Source organism: Janthinobacterium sp. 35 (assembly GCF_002754575.1).
GTDB classification, from domain to species: domain Bacteria; phylum Pseudomonadota; class Gammaproteobacteria; order Burkholderiales; family Burkholderiaceae_D; genus Janthinobacterium; species Janthinobacterium tructae.
This window is the reverse complement of record NZ_PEFN01000001.1, coordinates 3866822-3885793: the sequence shown is the minus strand read 5'-3', so window position 1 is coordinate 3885793 and position 18972 is coordinate 3866822. Positions and strand designations below refer to the sequence as shown.

Genomic DNA, 18972 nt, shown 5'->3' with positions numbered 1-18972 from the left:
TCGTCAAAATCTACTGCGCGTCGCGATTTGCGGCCTGCGATGCTCGCTGTACTAAAGTACAGCTGCGCGTCTCGGCCACAACTCGCTGCCGCTCGCTACGATTTTGCCCGTCGTTGTATGTTATGAGTCCAACCGCCGCCTGCCACCAGGCGGCGGCTTTATCTTCCCTGGAAAAATATGGCCACTAAAAACCGTTTTTCATCGAAATCGTCCTCCTCAGCGTCGCTGGTGCCCTGGCTGGGCATTGCCGCCATCGTCATCCTGTTCGACCAGATCACCAAGATCACGATCCTGAAGACCTTCCGCTATGCGCAGGAAATGGTCATCACCTCGTATTTCAACCTGGTGCTCGCGTATAACAAGGGCGCCGCGTTCAGCTTCCTGTCCGACCAGGGCGGCTGGCAGCGCTATTTCTTCACCGCCATCGCCCTCGTGGCAGCCGTCTACATCATCTATTTGCTGAAAAAGCACGCCGGCCAGCGCATGTTCTGCTGGGCCCTGGCGCTGATCCTGGGCGGCGCGCTGGGCAACGCCATCGACCGCCTGATGTACGGCCACGTGGTCGACTTCCTCGACTTCCACTGGAAAAGCTGGGGCCACTTCCCCGCCTTCAACATCGCCGACAGCGCCATCTGCATCGGCGCGGCCCTGTTCATCATCGATGAGCTGCGCCGGGTAAACAAATAAACACGCAGGAGAACGGCATGGAATTGTCCGGCAAAAAAATCGTCCTGGGACTCTCGGGCGGCGTCGCCTGCTACAAGGCGGCGGAACTGTGCCGCGCCCTGACCAAGTCTGGCGCCTCGGTGCAGGTGGTGATGACGGATGCGGCCAGCCACTTCATCACGGCCGTGACGATGCAGGCCCTGTCGGGCCACCCCGTGCACACCAGCCAGTGGGATGCGCGCATCGATAACAACATGGCGCATATCGATTTGACGCGCCATGCGGATGCCATCCTGATCGCGCCGTGTTCGGCCGACTTTATGCGTAAACTCGCGCACGGCGTGTGCGACGATCTGCTGTCGACCCTGTGCCTGGCCCGCCCGGCCCACCTGCCCCTGCTGGTGGCGCCGGCCATGAACGTGGAAATGTGGCAGAACCCCGCCACGCAGCGCAATGTGCAGCAGCTGCGCGACGACGGCATCAAGCTGTTCGGCCCTGCCGCCGGCGAACAGGCCTGCGGCGAAGTTGGCCTGGGCCGCATGCTGGAACCGGAACAGCTGTTGACGGAGCTGATCGCCGCCTTCCAGCCGAAAGTCCTGGCGGGCAGACGCGTGCTGGTCACGGCCGGCCCGACTTTTGAAGCCATCGACCCCGTACGCGGCATCACCAATCTGTCTTCGGGCAAGATGGGCTATGCAGTGGCGCGCGCGGCGCGCGAAGCGGGCGCCGAGGTGCTGCTCATTTCCGGCCCCACGGCCCTGGACGCGCCCTTCGGCGTGCGCCGCATCGACGTGCAAAGCGCGCAGCAGATGCACGATGCGGTACTGGCCCACGTCGACGGCCAGCATGTCTTCGTCGCCGTGGCCGCCGTGGCCGACTGGCGAGTCGCCAACGCCAGCGACCAGAAGATGAAAAAGCAGGCCGACGGCTCCGTGCCCGAACTGCAGTTCGTGCAAAATCCCGACATCCTCGCCACCGTGGCGGCACGCACCAACCTGGCTGGCTATCCCTACTGCGTCGGCTTTGCCGCCGAATCGGAAAACCTGGTGGAATTCGGCTCGACCAAGCGCGAGAAAAAAGGCATTCCTCTGCTGGTCGGCAATATCGGCCACAACACGTTTGGCCAGGACGACAACACCATCATCCTGTTCGATGAAGAAGGCCATACCGTGCTGCCGCGCGCCTCGAAACTGAACCTGGCGCGCCAGCTGATTTCGGAAATCTCGAAGCGGCTGGCAAAAAACTCGCTCCTCAAGTAACCCCTTACGTTCTAAATTAATGAAAAATATCGACATCAAGATCCTCGACGCCCGCATGCAAGAACTGCTGCCGGCCTACGCCACCCCGGGCAGCGCCGGCCTCGATTTGCGCGCCTGTATCGACGAAGCCATCACCATCGAAGCGGGCCAGACGGTGCTCATTCCCACCGGCCTGGCCATCCACATCGGCGACCCGTCGTATGCGGCCATGATTTTGCCGCGCAGCGGCATGGGCCATAAAAACGGCATCGTCCTGGGGAATCTGGTAGGCTTGATCGATTCCGATTACCAGGGCCAGCTGATGGTATCGACCTGGAACCGGGGCCAGAGCGCTTTCACGCTCAATCCCATGGAACGCCTGGCGCAGCTGATTATCGTGCCGGTGCTGCAAGTGGGCTTTAACGTCGTCGAGGAATTCGGCGACAGCGAACGCGGTGTTGGCGGTTTCGGCAGCACCGGAAAACATTAAGGAATTTCTTATGCCAGGTTTCCGCCATCTGATCTCAGCCCCGACTTCGCTGCGCCATCTGGCCTCGCCACTGCTGGTGGCCTGCGTTGCCCTTCTCTCTGCCTGCACCACGCCGACGACGACTGTCAGCGGCCCGTTCAACGTCGTGCCGGCGCCCGATGCGCCCGCGCCGACGGCGCAGCAAAAGGCAGCGCAGGAAGAACTGGTGAAGATGGTGGCGCTGCAGGACCGCCTGTCGAAAGTCTCGGCGCCCCTGCTGATCAACAATGCGGACCTGTGCAAGACGTATGCACGCAACCTGCTGGGCTTCACGGCGCAGAACAAGTATTCCTACCCTGGCATCTATGCCGATGCGGCGCAGGCAGCCCTCGGCTATGGCGAACAGATGCAGGTCTCGGGCGTGCTGCCTGGCAGCGGCGCCGCGCGCGCCGGCTTGCGCAAGGGCGACGGCTTGCTGGCTGCGGAAGGCAAGCCGCTGCCGGCCGGTCCCAAGGCGGAAGGCCCGTTCGCCGCCATCGTCGGCCCGCTGGCCTCGAAGAGCGCCAGCCTGAACATGACCATCGCCCGCGACGGCCAGCCGCAGGACCTGAAAATTCCCGTCACGCGCGCCTGCGCCTTCCGCGTCGCCCTGGGCAATGCGGACAATATCAACGCGTATTCGGACGGCGCGCGCATCATGCTCACGCGCGGCATGCTCAATGCGGCGCAAAACGACGAAGGCATCGCCTTCGTGATCGCCCGCGAAATGGCGCACAACATCCTCGATCACGCGCGCAGCCAGCGCACGGCCGGTACGGCCGGCAGCATCATCGACAGCCTGGGCGCCGTGCAGCCCGACGTATCGATGCTGACGGGCGCCGCCGGCATCAAGGCCATGCCGCAGGAACTCGACGTACAAGCCGATACCCTGGCCATCTACCTGCTGGCGCGCGCCGGCTACAACGTCGACAACGCCGCCCGCTTCTGGCAGCGCCTGGCCACGCAAGTGCCGGCGACAGTCGCCAACGGCTACACGGCCCTGCATCCGGGTACCAACTCACGCATGGCGGCCATCAACCGCGCCGTCACCGACGTGCGCGCCAAGCAGGCTGCAAAGAAGCCGCTGAAGCCCTAAATACCAAAGGCGCCTGACAAAACCGGGGTTGCTCAGGCGCCCGGGAAGTTCGGGAAGTAGGTGCCCATAATCCAGGTCAGGGCGCCGCAGAACACCACGGCCAGAAACAGGACGATGAGCAGCTTGCCGAACTTGGGAATGCCCTCTTCTTGCGTCTTGACTTCATTGGACATGAAAATTCTCCGCAGGGTGGTGGAGCAGGTAGTATATCCACAATCTTGAATACTTTTCCATACTTTGCCGCAAACATGCGGCATCACTCGCGCACCCCATGGACAGCATCGACCTTGAAGTTCTGAAAACCAGCGCCGCCTGGCTCGCTGCCGGCCACCGCTGCGAACTCGTCACCGTCATCAAGACCTGGGGTTCCAGCCCCCGCCCCGTGGGCGCCACGCTGGCCATCTGCGACGATGGCACGGTGGTCGGTTCCGTCTCCGGCGGCTGTATCGAAGATGACCTGATCGACACCGTCCGCACACACGGCATCGTGCGCACGCAGCCCGAAATCGTCAGCTACGGCATCAGCGCGGACGAGGCACACCGCTTCGGCCTGCCCTGCGGCGGCACCATCGAACTGGCCATCGAACCGCTGCATGCGGACAGCCGCGTGGCCGAAATGCTGGCGCGCCTGGAAGCGCATGAACTGGTCGAACGCCAGCTCGACTTGCACAGCGGCGCCGTCACCCTGCGCACCGCCGTGCCGGGCGCCGTGCTGGCCTTGCAAAACGCCGTGCTCACCACGCAGCACGGCCCGCGCTGGCGCTTGCTGATCATCGGCGCCAGCCAGCTGTCGCGCTTCGTGGCGCAAATTGCCACGGCCATGGATTACCACGTCATCGTCTGCGACCCGCGCGAAGAATACCGGGGCGGCTGGAACGTGCCCGGCGTGCCCCTGCTGCACGCCATGCCCGACGACCTCGTACTGGATTTAAAGCTCGACAGCCGCAGCGCCGTCGTCGCCCTCACGCACGATCCCAAGCTCGATGACCTGGCACTGATGGAAGCGTTGAAATCCCCGGCTTTTTATGTCGGCGCCATCGGTTCGCGCGCGAATAACGCCAAGCGCCGCGAGCGGTTGCTGCAGTTCGACGTCAGCGCCGAACAGTTGGCGCGCCTGCACGGCCCCATCGGCCTGTACATCGGCAGCAAGACGCCGGCCGAAATCGCCATTTCCATCCTGGCCGAACTGACGGCCGTCAAAAATGGCGTGCCCGACGCGCTGCAGATCCAGCACGCGGCCGCCTTGACGCCGCCCAACCCGGACCTCTGCGTGCGCTGAAGCCTGAAAGCAAGAAACAAGATGCGCCAGCGGCGCGCCCCTGCTACCTTCCCTGATTTTTGGCCACCATGACCCTGCTGCACTGGACCCTGCCCCTGCCCGCCGGCTACCGCCGCGACGATGTCATCGCCTTCCACAGCCGCGACGGCGAAGCCGTGGCGGAGCAAGTCACGCCGACGGGGCTGCGCAAGGGCATCCTGCTGCGTGGCAGCGCCGTCGTGCTGGATGTGGCGTTCACGGACGCTGCGGCCATCTGCCGCGCCGAGATCGACGGCAATGACAATACCGTCGCCGAAATGCAAACGCCGCTGCACGGCGCCTTGCTCAACATCCTCGGCCTGCGCATCGACCCGCAGCCATTCGCGCAACTGGCCGCCGCCGACCCGCTGCTGGCGCCTTTGATCCGCCTCAATCCGGGCTTGCGCATCGTGCAATCGGCCAGCCCCTTCGAGGCGCTGACCTGGGCCATCATCGGCCAGCAGATCAACCTGCCGTTCGCCATTTCCCTGCGCCGCACGTTTATTCTGCAGGCGGGACGCCGGCACGGCAGCGGCTTATGGTGCTACCCGGAGGCGCGTGACGTGACGCGCCTGTCCGTCGAGGATTTGACCAGCCGCAAATTCTCGCGCGCCAAGGCGGATACCGTGCTGCGCCTGGCGCGCCTGGTCGACGAGGGAGCATTGTCACTGGAGCTGCCCCCCTCCGGCGACGTGGCGGCCATGTCGCAGGCGCTGCTGGCCGTGAAGGGCATCGGCCCGTGGACCGTCAACTACGCGCTGCTGCGCGGCTATGGCTATGCCGACTGCTCGCTGCACGGCGACGTGGCCATCCGCGCCGCCTTGCAAAAGCTGCTCGGAGAAGAGAGCAAACCGGACATGGCGCGCACGGAGCAGTGGCTGCGCCAGTATGCGCCGCACCGCACCATGGCGGCCGCCCACCTGTGGGCCAGCCTGCATGCGCCGGCAAAAAATATTTTGCCTGTGCGGGAATAAACGGCGAGTAGCATGCGTCTATCCCTTGCAAGCCCCCAAAACCTCAAGGAGACCATCATGCGCCTTACCGCTATCGCCACCCTCGCCGCCCTGTTGTCCACCCCGCTGGCCTTCGCCGCCGACGTCATGCCCGCCAACGGCATGCTGGTCAACGCCACAGGCATGACCGTGTATGTGTTCGACAAGGATGTCGCCGACAGCGGCAAGAGCGCCTGCAGCGGCGGCTGCCTGGTGGCCTGGCCCGCCGTCATCGCCACCGACGCGGCGCCCGCCGCCCCGTATGGCAGCATCAAGCGCGAAGACAACGGCGCCATGCAGCTGACCTACAAGGGCAAGCCACTGTACCTGTACAAGGAAGACAAGAAGCCGGGCGATGTCGCCGGCGACAACTTCAAGAACGTGTGGCACGTCGTCAAGCCCTAAGCCCCTTCCCGCCGCCAGGATGACCACGCCAGAGGACAGCCGCCAGCTGCAAGCCTGCCTGCCGGGCCTGCGCCGCTATGCGCGGGCGCTGGTGGGCGCCGTGCACGCGGACGACCTGGTGCAGGATACCGTGGAGCGGGCCTGGCGCAAGCTCGGTCAGTGGCAGCGCGGCGGCGAGATGCGGCCCTGGCTGTTCTCCATCATGCACAACCTGCACCTGGACCAGCTGCGCCGCCCCGGACTGGCGCTGCAGGAACTGGACGACGACAGCCTGCTGCCCGCCCCTGAGCGGACGCCGGGGCAAGCCATCGCCATCGGCGAAATGGATGCGGCGCTGGCCCGCCTGCCGCTGGGGCAGCGCGAAGTGATCCTGCTCGTCGCGCTCGAACAGCTGCCGTACGAGCAGGTGGCGGCCACCCTGGACATTCCCGTCGGCACCGTCATGTCGCGCCTGTCGCGCGGACGCGACCGGCTGCGCGCCCTGCTCGATGGCCGCCCTGCCGGCAGCCAGGACAGCGGCCCACCCACCCTGAAAGTCGTGAAATGACAAGGCAAGCCATCAGCGAAGCGCAATTGCACGCCCTGGCCGACGGCGTCCTGCCGGAAGAGCAGCGCGCGGCCATCGACGCCCACCTGCGTGCGCATCCGCAGGACGCCGCCAGGGTGGATGCCTGGCGCGAACAGAACCGGCAATTGCGCGCGCTGTTCGACCCCGTGCTGGACGAAGCCGTGCCGCCGCGCCTTATGCAGGCGGCATCGCCACCGGCGGCGAACGGCGCCTGGCAGCGCCACGCCATGCAGGCAGCAGCGGCCATCGTGCTGGTCATCGCCGGCGGCGCGGGCGGCTGGCTGCTGCGCGGCGATGGCGGCGACAGCGGCGACATGCGGGCCGCCAGCGCCAGCCCCCTGGCCCTGGCGCGCAGCGCCGCCATCGCCCATGCCGTCTACACGCCCGAGGTGCGCCACCCCGTGGAAGTGGGGGTCGAACAGGAGGCGCACCTGGTGCAATGGCTGTCGAAACGCCTGGGCAGCAAATTGCAGCCGCCCGTGCTGTCGCCGCTCGGCTATCACTTGATCGGCGGACGCCTGCTGCCCGGCGATGGCGACGGTCCCGTCGCGCAATTCATGTACGAAGAGGGCACTGGCAAGCGCCTGACCCTGTACGTGGCCAGGGAGCGGGCCGGCAAACAGGAAACGGCGTTCCGCTACACGCAGGAAAAGGACCTGGGCGTGTTTTACTGGATCGATGGCCAGATGGGCTACGCCCTCTCGGCCAGGCTACCGAAAGCCGCGTTGGGCAAGATCGCCGACGCCGTGTATGCGCAGCTGGAGGCACATCGCTGAGCCACGGATAGCCGCTATTGCCGCGCCGGCGCGCGTCTGGTCGGGCGCCCGACGGCCGCCGTCAAACCCAGCCCGAAATCGAGCACGCTGGCATCGTCCTGCGGCGCCACCAGATGCGGCGTGAAGCCGGCCAGGTGCAATACGGGCCAGAAGCGGTTGCCGCGGCCGAGAAAATGGTGGCCTGCCGCCGCCGCGTCCACACCGGGATTGAGGCCGCAAAAGACCACTTGCAAGCCGGGAGCCAGGATGCCGGGCAAGCCCGGAGCCGTTGTGAGGTATGTCATGAAAACTCCGCTATCAGAAGCGCAGTATGCCACCTGCCCCATGTCCTGCAGCGCAGGGCGGGCGGTGCTACCATCCCGTACTGATGCGCTCATCCGTATGGCGGATGGCCGTCGCGCTTTCCCGCACCATCCCCCACAGAGGAATAAACATGACGACCCTGACCATCAATGGCAAGCAGCACGACCTTGCACTGCCTGAAGACACGCCCCTGCTGTGGGCCTTGCGCGACGAACTGGGCATGACCGGCACCAAATTCGGTTGCGGCATGGCCCTGTGCGGCGCCTGCACCGTGCACCTCGATGGAGAGGCCATCCGCTCCTGCGTGACGCCCGTGTCGGCCGCGGCCGGCAAGCGCATCACCACCATCGAAGCGGTGGGCGAAGACAAGGTCGGCTTTGCGCTACAGCAAGCCTGGCAGGAACACGGCGTACCGCAATGCGGCTATTGCCAGGCTGGCCAAATCATGTCGGCCACGGCCCTGCTGCACAAGACGCCGGCGCCGAACGACAAGCAAATCCGCGAAGCGATGAGCGGCAATATCTGCCGCTGCGGCACCTACACGCGCATCCACGCAGCCATCAAGCAGGCCGCGACCAGCATCAACGCGAAAGGAGCAGCCAAATGAGCATCCTTGAAAACATCCCCGCCCCCGCTTCGCCTGCGCGGCGCAACTGGCTCAAGGCTGCCGGCGCGCTGGCCGGTTTGACTTTGGTGGCCGGCCCTTCCGGCCTGGTGATGGCAGCCGACGCCGTCAAATACGGCGGCGACAAGATGGCCGGCGGCGTGGTCGACGACACCCTCGTATTCCTGTCGATCGGCGCCGACGGCATCGTCACCATCGTGGCGCACCGCTCCGAAATGGGCCAGGGCATCCGCACCAGCCTGCCCATGGTGGCGGCCGACGAACTGGGCGCCGACTGGGCGCAGGTGCGCGTGCAGCAGGCGCCCGCCGACGAGGCGCGCTACGGCAGCCAGGATACGGACGGCTCGCGCAGCATGCGCCACTCGTTCCGCGCCATGCGCCACGTGGGCGCCACGGCGCGTTTGATGCTGGAAACGGCTGCTGCCGTGCGCTGGGACGTGCCCGTGACGGAAGTCAAAGCCGTCAACCACGCGGTCGTGCATGCGGCCAGCGGACGCTCCCTGTCGTTCGGCGCCCTGGCCGAAGAAGCGGCCAAATTGCCGGTGCCGCCGCGCGCGCGCATCAGTCTGAAAACGGCGGGCGAGCTGCGCTACATTGGGCAAACCAGCACACGCGGCATCGACCTGCACGACATCGTCACGGGCAACACCCACTTTGGCATCGACACGCGTCTCGATGGCATGGCGTATGCCGTCATCGCCCGTCCGCCCGTATTTGGCGGCAAGCTGAAAAGCGTGGACAAGACGGCGGCCCTGAAGGTGCCTGGCGTGCTGCGCATCGTCGAACTGGCGGGCAGTCCGCCGCCGGCCATGTTCAATCCGCTGGGTGGCGTGGCCGTCATCGCCAGCAACACCTGGGCCGCCATCAAGGGCCGCGAAGCGCTGGTGCTGGAATGGGAGGATGGCCCGAACGGCGACTACGATTCGAAGGCTTTCCGCAAGACGCTGGAAGCGGCCGTGCGCCAGCCGGCCAGCCCGGCGCGCGACCAGGGCAAGACGGTGGCCACCCTGGCCGCCGCTCCCGTTGCGCGAAAATTCAGTGCTGAGTATTATCTGCCCCACCTGGCCCATGCCACCATGGAACCGCCCGCCGCCACCGTGCGCATCGCCGATGGAAAAGCAGAAGTGTGGGCCTGCGTGCAGGCGCCGCAAGCGACACGCAGCAACGTGGCCAAGGCCCTGGGGCTGGCGTATGACGACGTGACCGTCCACGTGACCCTGCTCGGCGGCGGCTTCGGGCGCAAATCGAAACCCGATTTCGCCGTCGAGGCGGCGCTGCTGTCGAAGGCCATGGACGGCGCGCCCGTCAAGCTGACATGGACGCGCGACGACGACCTGCAACACGACTACTTGCACACGGTGTCCGTCGAGCGGCTGGAAGCGTCGCTGGACGCCAAAGGCCATCCCACCGCCTGGCTGCACCGCACGGCCGCGCCCACCATCACCTCGACCTTTGCCGCCGGCGCGAACAGGCAGGCACCATTCGAGCTGGGCATGTCGGCCATCAATGTGCCGTATGCGATTGCGAACATCCGCGTCGAAGTGCCGGAAGTGCCGGCCCACACGCGCATCGGCTGGTTCCGTTCCGTCTCGAACATCCCGCACGCCTTTGCCATCCAGTCGTTTACGGCCGAACTGGCGCATGCGGCAAAGCGGGACCACCGCGACTACCTGCTGGCACTGCTAGGACCTGCGCGCAAGATCAACCCGGCCGACCTGTCCGATGGCTGGAACTATGGCGAAGACCCGGCGAAGTATCCGGTCGACATAGGCCGCATGCGCCACGTGATCGAGCTGGCGACAGCCAAGGCGGGCTGGGGCCGCAAGCTGCCCAAGGGCCGGGGACTGGGCCTGGCCGTGTCCTACAGCTTTGTCACCTATGTGGCGGCCGTGATCGAGGTGGAGATCAACGCGGCCGGTGAAGTCATCGTGCCCAGGGTCGATATCGCCATGGATTGCGGCCCGCAGATCAACCCGGACCGCGTGCGTTCGCAGATCGAAGGCGCTTGCATCATGGGCCTGTCCCTGGCCATGAGCGGAGAAATCAGTTTCAAGAATGGCCGGGTCGAGCAAAGCAATTTCCACGACTATGCCGTGCTGCGGGCCGCCGATGCGCCGCACGTAATCCACACGCACCTGGTGCCCGGCACTCTGGACATGGAACTGGGCGGCGTGGGCGAGCCGGCCACGCCGCCCATTGCGCCGGCCCTGTGCAACGCTATCTTCGCCGCCACGGGCAAGCGCATCCGCGCCCTGCCCGTCGGCATGCAGCTGGCGAAAAAGGCTTAAGTCCGCCGCGCGGCGGGCAACTGCAGCAGCAGGGCCATGGCGGCGACCAAGGCGGCACCGGCCGCCAGCAGCCACATGGGCCAGTCCAGCAGGAGCAGCAGCCCGCCCGTGGCGGCGCCGATGGCGCTGCCCAGGTACAGCGCCGATTCATTGAGGGCGATGGCCAGGTTGCCGTCGCCCTGCCGCGCGCGCACGGCCAGCAACTGCTGGTTCTGCGGCACTTGCAGGGCCCAGCCAGCCGCGCCCCACAACGCAATGGGCGCCAGCATCAGCCAGGCCGCCCAGCCAGCCGCCAACGGCAGCACGCATAGGGCCAGCGCCAGCAGCAGCAAGATGAAACAGCTCAGTTTCGGCGCCGCCACCTTGTCCGCCCATGGCCCCACCAGCACGCTGCCTGCGATGCCGCCCACGCCCCACGCCCACAGGAACGGCGTGCTGGAAACCGCTGCGCCGTGCGCGGACCACGCCAGCAGCGGCGCAATAAACGTGTACATGCCCAGACTGGCGACGGCCGCCAGCAGGGACACCAGCAGAATGAGCAGCACCCGCCCATCGCCCAGCAAGGCCAGCTTGCGGCGCAGCGAAATGGCCTGCGCCACCGGCAGCGCAGGCAGCTGCCACAGCAAGCCCGCCAGCGCCAGCGCACCGAGGACGGCGACCAGCCACAGGGCCGCCGTCCAGCCCAGCTGCTGCGCCAACAACAGGCTCAATGGCACGCCCAGCACCGTACCGCCCGCCATGCCGCCCATGATCACGCCGATGGCCTTGCCCCGCTGCTGCGGCGCCGACACGCCCGCCGCCGCCGCGATACCCAGCGCCAGGTAGACACCGGCCCCGATGCCGGCAATGGCCCGCCAAGCCAGCAAACTGGCAAATCCAGGCGCCAGCGCGCTGGCCCCGTTCGCCAGCACGAACACGGCCAGGGCGAGCAACAGGCCGGAGCGTTGCGCGCGCGCCGGCAGCAAGGCCACGACCAGCGGCGAGCCCAGGCCATAGGCCAGGGTAAATGCCGTCACCAGTTGCGCGGCCATCGCCAGCGAGATGGAAAATGCACTGGCGATCAGCGGCATCAAGCCCGCCGTCACATACGAGGCCATGCCCAGCGCGAACGCGCCCACGGCGATCAGGTAGACGGTGAGGGGAAGAACGGCACGGGAGGAAGAATAGTCAGACATGGGCAAGCTTTCGGGAAGAAAGCAGGCATTCTGGAATACAATATAAACAATTACAATTTAACTGTTTATGCTATTACTGATAGCAACAGGTTCACAGGAGAGACCGCAGCATGCGCACTTTGGCCCGCACCCGCCACGAACTGGCCGCCTACCTGCAGGCGCGGCGCGCGCGGCTGTCGCCCGAAGACGTGGGCTTGCCCGGCGGTGGAAGGCGGCGTACGCCGGGTTTACGCCGCGAAGAAGTGGCGGCGCTGGCCGGCGTGGGACTGACCTGGTACACCTGGCTGGAGCAGGGGCGCGAGATCGGCGTCTCCAGCGTCTTCCTCGACAAACTGGCCGAAGTGCTGAAACTGGACGGGGGCGAGCGCCGCCACCTGTTCCTGCTGGCGCATGCGCGTCCACCGGCCGAAGAGGGCAAGACGTATTGCGTGGTGCCGCCGCTGGTGCGCCGCCTGATGCACGAGCTGGCGCATCCGGCCTATGTGCTCAACCTGCGCTGGGACGTGCTGGCGTTCAATGCGGGCGCGGACGCCCTGTTTGGCTTCGGCGCGCATGCCGCCGCGCGGCGCAATCTGCTGTGGCTGCTGTTTACCGATCCGCTGCTGCGCTCGCGCTTCGCCGGCTGGGAAGAGCAGGCGCCGCTGATGCTGTCGAGCTTTCGCCGCGACTACGCGCGCGCCACGCAGGAAGCCGATATCCACGCGCTGGTGGAGGAACTGGAAAAGGTCTCGCCTGAATTCAAGCAGTGGTGGCGCCGCCACGACGTGCATGCGCCGTGCGACGGCGTGCGCCGCCTGGAAATCGACGGCGCGCAGGTCGCGTATGAACACACCTCGCTGACCATCGATGCGGAGCGCCACTTGCGGCTGGTCGTGTATGCGCGCCAGGTGCAAGAGTAAACACTACCGCACAACGAAAAAACCGCTGGCCCTCTTGCGAGGAACCAGCGGCTTCGAAATGGTTGCGGGGACAGGATTTGAACCTGTGACCTTCGGGTTATGAGCCCGACGAGCTGCCAGACTGCTCCACCCCGCACTCGAATTATATACCAGATTGTTGCGCCGCGTAAAGGGCAAGAATTGACAATCTCATTCCTGCCCCGTCTGCCGGAGCTTGCCGCGGGCCAGCAATGGAAAAAGCCGCTGATCTTTTGCAAGAATCAGCGGCTTTCCGGTATTGGTTGCGGGGACAGGATTTGAACCTGTGACCTTCGGGTTATGAGCCCGACGAGCTGCCAGACTGCTCCACCCCGCACTCGAATTATAAGGGCAAACGGGTGACTTAGGCAATAACTATCTCAACTTAGACTGCAATAGAGCCATTTAATTAAATAGGTCGGCCAATTGCCGCTTGGCATGGTGTCCGCCTGTCACGCCACGCCGCACGCAATCGGTGTACAGTAAGCGTTACACTATCGACTTACCCGATGCCATCCCTACTCCAAGCCTGCCCATGAAATTCTGCTCCGAATGCGCCCATCCTGTCAGCCTGTCCATTCCGGAAGGCGACAACCGTCCGCGCTATGTCTGCGCCAACTGTGACGCCATCCATTACCAGAACCCGAAAATGGTGGTCGGTTCGATTCCCGTGTGGGAAGAGGATGGCCAGCTGCAGGTCTTGCTGTGCAAGCGCGCCATCGAGCCGCGCCTCGGTTACTGGACCCTGCCGGCCGGCTTCATGGAAAACGATGAATCGACATCCGACGCGGCCGAGCGCGAAACGGTGGAGGAAGCAGGCGCCAATATCGAGCTGGGGCCCCTGTTTTCACTGCTCAACGTGCAGCGCGTGCACCAGGTGCACCTGTTCTACCTGGCGCGTTTGCGCGACCTCGATTTCGCACCGGGCATCGAAAGCCTGGAGGTACAGCTGTTTACGGAAGCGCAGATTCCCTGGGATGACCTGGCCTTCCCCACCATCCGCGCCACCCTGGAACTGTTCTTTGCCGACCGCGTGAAAATCCGCGAAGGCGGCAGCTATGGCGTCCATACGGGCGACATCACGCGCCCGATGGCGCGCCCGGATGCCGAGTAAGCCCATCCACCCCATTACCATTGCGATGGCATGATTCCCTGGCTCGATATCCACACCCCCTTTCCCGACGTCTCGCGCGCCCTCACCGATGAAGCGCCCGGCCTGCTGGCGGCCGGCGCCGACCTGTCGCCCGCGCGCCTGCTCGACGCCTACCGGCACGGCATCTTTCCCTGGTTTTCCGAGGGCCAGCCCATACTCTGGTGGAGCACCGATCCGCGCATGGTGCTGATGACGGAGGACTTCAAGGTCTCCGACAGCCTGGCCAAGGCCATCCGCAAGGTCGAGCGCAGCGCCGCCACGGACGGGCGCTGGCAGCTGCGCTTCGACGGCGATTTCGACGCCGTCATGCGCGCCTGCGCGGCGCCGCGCAAGGATGGCCCCGGCACCTGGATTTCCGACGAGATCATTGCCGGCTACACGGGCTTGCACAAGCTCGGCTACGCGCATTCGTCGGAACTGTGGCTGGACGGCGAACTGGTGGGCGGTGCGTATGGCGTGTCGATCGGGCGCATGTTCTATGGCGAATCGATGTTCGCGCGCGTCTCGGATGGTTCGAAGATCGCGCTGGCGCAGCTGGTGCGCTTTTTGCAAGCGCGCGGCGTGACCATGATTGACTGCCAGCAAGAAACAAAACACCTGGCCTCGCTGGGCGCGGCGCCCATTTCGCGCGCGCGCTTCCTGGCGCATGTGCGCGTCGCCATTGAAGCTGCGCAAATCACCGATTGGCATGCTGCGCCAGCGGCGTAAAAAAGCTATGATAGCTTCACACAGACATCCATTGCTGCGGCCAGACCAGACAGGATCAGCATGACGCACCTGAACGAACTACCGTTTGCCACCCTGCAGTTCTACACGACGGCGCCCTACCCGTGCAGCTACCTGGACGACCGCCAGGCCCGCTCGCAGGTGGCCACGCCTTCGCACCTGATCAACAGCGACGTGTATTCGGAACTGGTGCGCAACGGCTTTCGCCGCAGCGGCATCTTCACCTACCGGCCGTATTGCGACGGCTGCCAGGCCTGCATCCCCGTGCGCGTGGTGGCGCAATCGTTCGCGCCCAACCGCAACCAGCGCCGCGCCTGGAGCCGGCACGCCGACCTGCAGGCGGGCGTGGCCACCCTGTCCTTCCTCGACGAGCATTACGAGCTGTATCTGCGCTACCAGAGCACGCGCCACGCGGGCGGCGGCATGGACCAGGACAGCCGCGACCAGTACGCGCAATTTTTGCTGCAAAGCCGGGTCAACACCCGCCTGGTGGAGTTTCGCGATACCGACGGCATCCTGCGCATGGTCAGCATCATCGACGTGCTGGCCGATGGCCTGTCGTCCGTCTACACGTTCTTCGATCCCGACGTGCCGGGCGCCTCGTACGGCACCTACAACGTGCTGTGGCAAATCGCCCAGGCGCGCGAACTGAACCTGCCCTACATCTACCTGGGCTACTGGATAGAACAAAGCCCGAAGATGGCATATAAAACCAACTTCAAGCCGCTGGAAGCGCGCATCAAGGGGCAGTGGGTGATCCTGTAAATTAAACCCAACGGTGAAGGGCCGGGGTCGGACCCTCAGGGTCCGACCCCAGTCTTTGCAACGGGGGTTTCCGTTTTATTTGCTCTTGTCAGGAAACGCCGGACGTGCCGGCCGCACGGGCGGGTTCTTCGCCAGCTCGGCCTGGATCACTTCAATCGCTTTTTCCAGCTGCGGATCGCGCCCGGCGATGACGTCGGCCGGCGTTTGCTCGACTTCGATATCGGGCGGCACGCCTTCGTTTTCCACGCCCCAGCCGTTTTCGCGTGTCCAGAACGCCAGGTTCGGCGCCGTGATGGTGCCGCCATCCATCAGCACGGGAAAGCCGAGGATGCCCACCAGGCCGCCCCACGTCGCCTTGCCGATCAGCGGGCCCATGTTGTTTTTGCGGAACATCCACGGCAGCAGGTCGCCGCCCGAGCCGGCCGTCTCGTCGATCAGCATGGCGCGCGGCCCCTGGATCGAGGCGGACGGCGTCTTCATGTCGGCGCCATAGCGCATGGTCCACCAGGCGATTTCCTTCTTCTGCAGGATCTCGATGTAGTAATCGGCCACGCTGCCGCCGCCATTGAAACGCTCGTCGACGATGATGGCCTGCTTGTCCGCCTGCGGGAAGAAATAGCGCTTGAAGTAAGTGTGACCCAGGCCCGCCGTATTGGGCACGTACACGTACGCCACCTTGCCATTGGTGGCCGCATTGACCTTGCGCATATTGCCCTCGATCCAGTCGCGGTTGCGCAGGGCATCCTCGGTCGGCACGGGCACCACGGTGATCGTGCGCGCGCCCTTGCCGTCGGCCGATGGCCCCACGGTCAGGTCGATGGCCTTGCCTGCCGTGTTCTCGAAGGCGCTGTAGATATTCGTCGGCGGCAGCAAAGGACGACTGTCGACGGCCAGCAGGTATTCGCCCGCCTTGACGTTCAGGCCCGGCTCCGTCAGCGGCGCGCGCAGGGCCGGATTCCAGTTCAAGCCGCCATACACCTTCTTGAAGCGGTAATGGCCGTCGCGCACTTCGTAATCGGCGCCCAGCAAGCCGCCCGGCACTTTCTTCGCCTCGATAAAATCGTCGCCGCCGCCGCCGCGATGGTGGCCCACGGCCAGTTCGCTGCACATCCATTGAATCAACCGGTTCAGGTCCGCGCGGCTGGACAGCTCGGGCAGGAATACGGCGTACTTGTCGCGCATGGCCTTCCAGTCCACGCCATGCATGCCCGGATCATAGAAATAGTCGCGGTTGATGCGCCACACTTCATTGAAAATCTGCGTCCACTCGGCGCGCGGATCGGCTTTCACTTCGATGGCGTCGACCTTGATCTTGCCCTCGCCCGGCGCCAGCAACTTGCCCGTGGCGGAGCCCATGGCCCAGTTGTCCTTCTGCCGGTACAGCAGCTTCTTGCCATCGGCCGACACTTCGAAATCATCGGCTTCCGCCACCACGGTTTCCGCCTTGCGCTCTTTCAGATCGAAGCGCTGCACGGCCTTCTTGCCATCGCTTTCGCGCAGCAGGAAGATCTGCCCCGCAGCGCCAGCCGTCAGGCTGGAGAATTGCGCGGCCGGCAGCGGCAGGTCGACGATGCGCGTGGCGATGCCATCGAAATCGATGGTAATCGGCGCCACGGGCGCCACCACCACTTTCGGATCGTCGCGGCCCGTCTTCGGATCGACCTTCGCTTCGCTCTTCGGCTCGGCTTCCGCCTTGGCCGTGTCTTTCTTGCTCTCCGCGCTGGCGGCCTTTTCCTCGTCGCTTTCCTTGATCAGCGGCGACGGCAAGTCGCGCCGCAGCACGGCCATCCACACGGTGCGCGTCACCAGGTTGTCTTCGTTCTGCTGCGAGAACCAGTTGTTGCTGGGGCCTGCGTTGGTCGACGCGAAGAAGTACAGATATTTGCCGCTCTTGTCGAACACGGGCTGGGCCACGTCGGACAGGCCATCGGTCACCGGCGTCGACTTGTTCTGCTCCACGGAATAGATGTAGGCGCTGCGCGTGTAGGTGGGCGAATTGAGCGTGTAGGCCAGCCAGCGCGAATCGGGCGCCCACGCGGCGCGCATGCTCTTGTCGACGCCATACATCGGCTCCGTAGCGACCTTCTGCACCTTGCCCGTGCCGACGTCGATCACATACATGCTCCAGCCATTGTCGGCAAACGCGATCTTCTTGCTGTCGGGCGACCAGACGGCGTTGTCATAGAAGCCGCTGCCATTCAGCTTGAACTTGCGTACGGCACCCTTGCCGTCCTGCGCACGCACATGCAGTTCATATTCTCCCGACTCGTCCGAGAAATACGCGACCGAGCGGCCATCGGGCGACCAGATGGGCGTGCGCTCGTGGGCACCAGCCGTCTGCGTCAGGTTGCGCACGTCACCCTTGTCGGCGGGGATGGTGACGATCTCGCCCCGGTATTCAAAGGCGATGCGCGCACCCGACGGCGAAATCGACGCGTCGCGGATGTATTTCGCGTTCTTCACCCAGCGGGGGCGCGTCTGCCCCAGGTCGCTGGCTACGCCGATGGCGAGTTTGTGCGCCTGGCCGCTGGCGATGTCAAACGCGTGCAGGTAGCCGGCCTGCTCGTAGACGATGGTGCCATTCGCCGCCGACGCGTTCAGTACGGGGAAATCCGTGTGCTGCGTCAGCTGGCGCACGGCTTTGGTCTTGACGTCATACGCGAACAGGTTGAATTCACCGTTGCGGTCCGAGCGGAAGTACACGGTGTCCTTGATCCACATGGGATCGACGTCGTTCGAGCGCGTCGTCGGCTGGGGGATTTTTTCGATGGATTTATCGGCCGAGGAAAATAGCCACAGCCAGGAATTGGTGCCGCCCCGGTAGCGCTTCCACTGCTTGAAGGCCGGCATCAGCGGGTTGTAGGCGATGCGCTGGCCGTCCGGCGAATACGCGGCGCGCGACGCGTTCGGGATCTCCAGCTGGGTTTCCACGCCGCCCGCCACCGGCACCGTGAACAGCTTCTGAAAACGGTTGTTGAAGGCGGCGCGGGGCGAGGTGAACATCACGGCCTGGCCATCGGGCGTGAACGACTGCGCCAGGTCCGCGCCCGGGTGGAAGGTCAGGCGGCGCGGCACGCCGCCCGCCGCCGCGATCACATACACGTCGACATTGCCGTCGATGTTGGCGCTATACGCGATCTGGCTGCCGTCGGGCGAGAAGACGGGATTGGACTTGTCGCCCAGGTCGGACGTGAGGCGCCGCGCGCCGCCGCCATCGAGGTTCGACAGCCACAGGTCGCCCGCATAGATGAAGGCGATATGGCGGCTGGAGACGGCCGGTTCGCTCAGCATGCGGGTGTCTTGCGTATTGGGCAGGGCCAGGGCCGGGTGGCTCAGCAGCAGTGCGCTGGCAGCCGCAATGGCCGTCAAGATGCGTGTCTTTTTCAATCGATGTCTCACTTATTATGTAAGGAAGCAGAGGATGTCAACAGTCTGGGCTGGACTCAATGTTGCTTGAGGCCAATGACAACTATA

General features: G+C 65.0%; 19 protein-coding genes and 2 tRNA genes. 15 read left to right on the top strand and 6 right to left on the bottom strand.

Annotated elements, in window-relative coordinates; translation table 11 throughout:
* Positions 1 to 177 precede the first annotated feature (177 nt).
* The 4 genes from lspA to CLU93_RS17285 are packed head-to-tail and all read left to right on the top strand — an operon-like array spanning position 178 to position 3508.
* Positions 178 to 687: a signal peptidase II gene (gene lspA, locus CLU93_RS17300; RefSeq protein WP_099762453.1), complete on the top strand. Its 510-nt coding sequence runs from the start codon at positions 178 to 180 to the stop codon at positions 685 to 687.
* A gap of 17 nt (positions 688 to 704) precedes the next feature.
* Positions 705 to 1925 (top strand): bifunctional phosphopantothenoylcysteine decarboxylase/phosphopantothenate--cysteine ligase CoaBC, encoded by a 1221-nt coding sequence (coaBC, locus tag CLU93_RS17295; RefSeq protein ID WP_099762452.1) that lies wholly within the window; start codon positions 705 to 707, stop codon positions 1923 to 1925.
* Positions 1926 to 1944: 19 nt separating this feature from the next.
* The gene (dut, locus tag CLU93_RS17290) at positions 1945 to 2394 is read left to right on the top strand and encodes a dUTP diphosphatase (protein WP_099762451.1); all 450 of its coding nucleotides are present in this window, start codon (positions 1945 to 1947) and stop codon (positions 2392 to 2394) included.
* A gap of 10 nt (positions 2395 to 2404) precedes the next feature.
* Positions 2405 to 3508: a M48 family metallopeptidase gene (locus CLU93_RS17285; RefSeq protein ID WP_099762450.1), complete on the top strand. Its 1104-nt coding sequence runs from the start codon at positions 2405 to 2407 to the stop codon at positions 3506 to 3508.
* Between the two features lie 32 nt (positions 3509 to 3540).
* Here CLU93_RS17285 and CLU93_RS28235 read toward each other — a convergent pair whose 3' ends face one another.
* Positions 3541 to 3681, bottom strand: a complete 141-nt coding sequence (locus CLU93_RS28235) for a hypothetical protein (protein ID WP_162835767.1) — start codon at positions 3679 to 3681, stop codon at positions 3541 to 3543.
* 98 nt (positions 3682 to 3779) lie between these two features.
* Between CLU93_RS28235 and CLU93_RS17280 the strand changes: the two genes are divergently transcribed.
* The 5 genes from CLU93_RS17280 (at position 3780) to CLU93_RS17260 (ending at position 7546) form a co-directional block, all read left to right on the top strand.
* A complete protein-coding gene (locus CLU93_RS17280) occupies positions 3780 to 4787 on the top strand; it encodes an XdhC family protein (protein WP_099762449.1) in 1008 nt (335 codons plus the stop codon).
* Between the two features lie 68 nt (positions 4788 to 4855).
* The gene (locus tag CLU93_RS17275) at positions 4856 to 5779 is read left to right on the top strand and encodes a DNA-3-methyladenine glycosylase family protein (protein ID WP_099764440.1); all 924 of its coding nucleotides are present in this window, start codon (positions 4856 to 4858) and stop codon (positions 5777 to 5779) included.
* A 57-nt stretch (positions 5780 to 5836) separates the two neighbouring features.
* Complete coding sequence (locus tag CLU93_RS17270; protein WP_099762448.1) at positions 5837 to 6202, top strand: COG4315 family predicted lipoprotein; 366 nt, start codon at positions 5837 to 5839, stop codon at positions 6200 to 6202.
* A gap of 19 nt (positions 6203 to 6221) precedes the next feature.
* The gene (locus CLU93_RS17265; RefSeq protein WP_099762447.1) at positions 6222 to 6749 is read left to right on the top strand and encodes an RNA polymerase sigma factor; all 528 of its coding nucleotides are present in this window, start codon (positions 6222 to 6224) and stop codon (positions 6747 to 6749) included.
* Positions 6746 to 7546: an anti-sigma factor family protein gene (locus CLU93_RS17260; RefSeq protein WP_099762446.1), complete on the top strand. Its 801-nt coding sequence runs from the start codon at positions 6746 to 6748 to the stop codon at positions 7544 to 7546. Before CLU93_RS17265 ends, CLU93_RS17260 begins: the two co-directional genes overlap by 4 nt.
* 14 nt (positions 7547 to 7560) lie before the next feature.
* Here the strand turns inward: CLU93_RS17260 and CLU93_RS17255 are convergent, their stop codons facing one another.
* Entirely contained in the window at positions 7561 to 7830 is a 270-nt protein-coding gene (locus tag CLU93_RS17255) for a mismatch-specific DNA-glycosylase (protein ID WP_099762445.1), read from the bottom strand.
* Positions 7831 to 7979: 149 nt separating this feature from the next.
* Between CLU93_RS17255 and CLU93_RS17250 the strand changes: the two genes are divergently transcribed.
* The gene (locus CLU93_RS17250) at positions 7980 to 8456 is read left to right on the top strand and encodes a (2Fe-2S)-binding protein (protein WP_099762444.1); all 477 of its coding nucleotides are present in this window, start codon (positions 7980 to 7982) and stop codon (positions 8454 to 8456) included.
* Complete coding sequence (locus tag CLU93_RS17245) at positions 8453 to 10762, top strand: xanthine dehydrogenase family protein molybdopterin-binding subunit (protein ID WP_099762443.1); 2310 nt, start codon at positions 8453 to 8455, stop codon at positions 10760 to 10762. The genes CLU93_RS17250 and CLU93_RS17245 overlap by 4 nt, the downstream gene beginning before the upstream one ends.
* Here the strand turns inward: CLU93_RS17245 and CLU93_RS17240 are convergent.
* Entirely contained in the window at positions 10759 to 11937 is a 1179-nt protein-coding gene (locus CLU93_RS17240) for an MFS transporter (protein WP_099762442.1), read from the bottom strand. The genes CLU93_RS17245 and CLU93_RS17240 overlap by 4 nt on opposite strands.
* A gap of 110 nt (positions 11938 to 12047) precedes the next feature.
* Between CLU93_RS17240 and CLU93_RS17235 the strand changes: the two genes are divergently transcribed.
* Positions 12048 to 12836 carry a helix-turn-helix transcriptional regulator gene (locus CLU93_RS17235; protein ID WP_099762441.1) on the top strand — a complete coding sequence of 263 codons (789 nt, stop codon included), beginning with the start codon at positions 12048 to 12050 and terminating at the stop codon, positions 12834 to 12836.
* Between the two features lie 59 nt (positions 12837 to 12895).
* Here CLU93_RS17235 and CLU93_RS17230 read toward each other — a convergent pair.
* Together CLU93_RS17230 and CLU93_RS17225 are read right to left on the bottom strand one after the other, a co-directional pair.
* A tRNA-Met gene (locus CLU93_RS17230) sits at positions 12896 to 12972 on the bottom strand.
* A 142-nt stretch (positions 12973 to 13114) separates the two neighbouring features.
* Positions 13115 to 13191 (bottom strand) — tRNA-Met (locus tag CLU93_RS17225).
* A 198-nt stretch (positions 13192 to 13389) separates the two neighbouring features.
* Between CLU93_RS17225 and CLU93_RS17220 the strand changes: the two genes are divergently transcribed.
* Genes CLU93_RS17220 through CLU93_RS17210 form a run of 3 tightly spaced genes read left to right on the top strand, consistent with a single transcriptional unit; the run spans position 13390 to position 15498 of the window.
* Positions 13390 to 13968, top strand: a complete 579-nt coding sequence (locus CLU93_RS17220; protein ID WP_099762440.1) for an NUDIX hydrolase — start codon at positions 13390 to 13392, stop codon at positions 13966 to 13968.
* 30 nt (positions 13969 to 13998) lie between these two features.
* Positions 13999 to 14715 carry a leucyl/phenylalanyl-tRNA--protein transferase gene (gene aat / locus CLU93_RS17215; RefSeq protein ID WP_099762439.1) on the top strand — a complete coding sequence of 239 codons (717 nt, stop codon included), beginning with the start codon at positions 13999 to 14001 and terminating at the stop codon, positions 14713 to 14715.
* A gap of 60 nt (positions 14716 to 14775) precedes the next feature.
* Positions 14776 to 15498, top strand: a complete 723-nt coding sequence (locus tag CLU93_RS17210; RefSeq protein ID WP_099762438.1) for an arginyltransferase — start codon at positions 14776 to 14778, stop codon at positions 15496 to 15498.
* A 75-nt stretch (positions 15499 to 15573) separates the two neighbouring features.
* On the opposite strand, the gene CLU93_RS17205 is transcribed toward CLU93_RS17210, so the two are convergent.
* Positions 15574 to 18885: a S41 family peptidase gene (locus CLU93_RS17205; protein ID WP_099762437.1), complete on the bottom strand. Its 3312-nt coding sequence runs from the start codon at positions 18883 to 18885 to the stop codon at positions 15574 to 15576.
* Positions 18886 to 18972 lie beyond the last annotated feature (87 nt).

What these genes read in the sequence shown, in the direction of transcription:
- CLU93_RS17240 (WP_099762442.1), bottom strand. Translation starts at nt 11,937, where the DNA reads ATGTCTGACTATTCTTCCTCCCGTGCCGTTCTTCCCCTCACCGTCTAC.
- coaBC (WP_099762452.1), top strand. Translation starts at nt 705, where the DNA reads ATGGAATTGTCCGGCAAAAAAATCGTCCTGGGACTCTCGGGCGGCGTC.
- CLU93_RS17275 (WP_099764440.1), top strand. Translation starts at nt 4,856, where the DNA reads ATGACCCTGCTGCACTGGACCCTGCCCCTGCCCGCCGGCTACCGCCGC.
- CLU93_RS17265 (WP_099762447.1), top strand. Translation starts at nt 6,222, where the DNA reads ATGACCACGCCAGAGGACAGCCGCCAGCTGCAAGCCTGCCTGCCGGGC.
- dut (WP_099762451.1), top strand. Translation starts at nt 1,945, where the DNA reads ATGAAAAATATCGACATCAAGATCCTCGACGCCCGCATGCAAGAACTG.
- CLU93_RS17220 (WP_099762440.1), top strand. Translation starts at nt 13,390, where the DNA reads ATGAAATTCTGCTCCGAATGCGCCCATCCTGTCAGCCTGTCCATTCCG.
- CLU93_RS17250 (WP_099762444.1), top strand. Translation starts at nt 7,980, where the DNA reads ATGACGACCCTGACCATCAATGGCAAGCAGCACGACCTTGCACTGCCT.
- CLU93_RS17260 (WP_099762446.1), top strand. Translation starts at nt 6,746, where the DNA reads ATGACAAGGCAAGCCATCAGCGAAGCGCAATTGCACGCCCTGGCCGAC.
- lspA (WP_099762453.1), top strand. Translation starts at nt 178, where the DNA reads ATGGCCACTAAAAACCGTTTTTCATCGAAATCGTCCTCCTCAGCGTCG.
- CLU93_RS17270 (WP_099762448.1), top strand. Translation starts at nt 5,837, where the DNA reads ATGCGCCTTACCGCTATCGCCACCCTCGCCGCCCTGTTGTCCACCCCG.
- aat (WP_099762439.1), top strand. Translation starts at nt 13,999, where the DNA reads ATGATTCCCTGGCTCGATATCCACACCCCCTTTCCCGACGTCTCGCGC.
- CLU93_RS17210 (WP_099762438.1), top strand. Translation starts at nt 14,776, where the DNA reads ATGACGCACCTGAACGAACTACCGTTTGCCACCCTGCAGTTCTACACG.
- CLU93_RS17285 (WP_099762450.1), top strand. Translation starts at nt 2,405, where the DNA reads ATGCCAGGTTTCCGCCATCTGATCTCAGCCCCGACTTCGCTGCGCCAT.
- CLU93_RS17280 (WP_099762449.1), top strand. Translation starts at nt 3,780, where the DNA reads ATGGACAGCATCGACCTTGAAGTTCTGAAAACCAGCGCCGCCTGGCTC.
- CLU93_RS17235 (WP_099762441.1), top strand. Translation starts at nt 12,048, where the DNA reads ATGCGCACTTTGGCCCGCACCCGCCACGAACTGGCCGCCTACCTGCAG.
- CLU93_RS28235 (WP_162835767.1), bottom strand. Translation starts at nt 3,681, where the DNA reads ATGTCCAATGAAGTCAAGACGCAAGAAGAGGGCATTCCCAAGTTCGGC.
- CLU93_RS17245 (WP_099762443.1), top strand. Translation starts at nt 8,453, where the DNA reads ATGAGCATCCTTGAAAACATCCCCGCCCCCGCTTCGCCTGCGCGGCGC.
- CLU93_RS17255 (WP_099762445.1), bottom strand. Translation starts at nt 7,830, where the DNA reads ATGACATACCTCACAACGGCTCCGGGCTTGCCCGGCATCCTGGCTCCC.